General features: G+C 71.7%; 1 rRNA gene and 1 pseudogene. Both read right to left on the bottom strand.

Going from position 1 to position 1,204, the window contains the following annotated elements:
- Nucleotides 1-785, bottom strand: a pseudogene (locus AB0J08_RS41690) (tetratricopeptide repeat protein); the annotation flags it as partial.
- A 328-nt stretch (nucleotides 786-1,113) separates the two neighbouring features.
- Nucleotides 1,114-1,204 (bottom strand): 5S ribosomal RNA (gene rrf / locus AB0J08_RS41685); the annotation flags it as partial.

The raw sequence follows: 1,204 nt of genomic DNA, 5'->3' as shown, positions 1-1,204 counted from the left end.
CCACCGCCCGACGGACGATCGTCGCGACGGAAGCCGCCGCGGTCGTCGCGGTCGCGGTTGAAGCCGCCACCGGAGGGACGGTCGTCACGACGGAACCCGCCGCCGGACGGGCGGTCGTCACGACGCGGACGGTCGTCACGGTCACGGTTGAACCCACCACCGGACGGACGGTCATCGCGACGGAAACCACCGCCACCGCCCGACGGACGATCGTCGCGACGGAAGCCGCCGCGGTCGTCGCGGTCGCGGTTGAAGCCGCCACCGGAGGGACGGTCGTCACGACGGAAGCCACCGCCGGACGGGCGGTCGTCACGACGCGGACGGTCGTCACGGTCACGGTTGAACCCACCACCGGACGGACGGTCGTCACGACGGAAACCACCGCCACCGCCCGACGGACGATCGTCACGGCGGAAACCACCGCCACCACCGGAGGGACGGTCATCGCGGCGGAAGCCGCCGCCACCGCCCGACGGATGGTCATCGCGACGGAAGCCGCCGCGGTCGTCGCGGTCGCGGTTGAAGCCGCCACCGGAGGGACGGTCATCGCGGCGGAAGCCGCCGCCACCGCCCGACGGACGGTCATCGCGACGGAAGCCGCCGCGGTCGTCGCGGTCGCGGTTGAAGCCGCCACCGGAGGGGCGGTCGTCACGGCGGAAGCCGCCGCCACCGCCCGACGGACGGTCATCGCGACGGAAGCCGCCGCGGTCGTCGCGGTCGCGGTTGAACCCACCGCCGGAGGGACGGTCGTCACGGCGCGGGCGGTCGTCACGGTCGTCGCGACGCGGACCGCGGTCGTTGGACCAGCCCCCACGAGACCGGGGCTCGGAGCCGCGGCCGTCGTCCGATCGACGCTCGGGACGGTCCTGGGGCTGGTTCGACATTGTGGTGACTCCTCTGTTGCTTCAGCTCTACCGCGGATGGGGGCGACACCACTGCCCTCGCGCGGTTCGATGCCGGCCTCCTGGCCGAGCACCATCTCCATTGTCCGGCATCGGGGGACGCCCCGCGCCTGGGCGGAAGTCCCTAGTCGTGCCGACGGTGCAAAACGTTCGTAAAAACAAAAAAGGCCGCGGCCCCAGCGAATCGCTGGGGCCGCGGCCTTGAATAATTGTTCGGCGGCGTCCTACTCTCCCACAGGGTCCCCCCTGCAGTACCATCGGCGCTGTGAGGCTTAGCTTCCGGGTTCGGAATGTAACCGGGC

The organism is Kitasatospora sp. NPDC050463 (genome assembly GCF_040655255.1).
GTDB lineage: Bacteria > Actinomycetota > Actinomycetes > Streptomycetales > Streptomycetaceae > Kitasatospora.
Note: the sequence above shows the minus strand (reverse complement) of the source record. Positions and strands in the feature narration are given on the sequence as shown.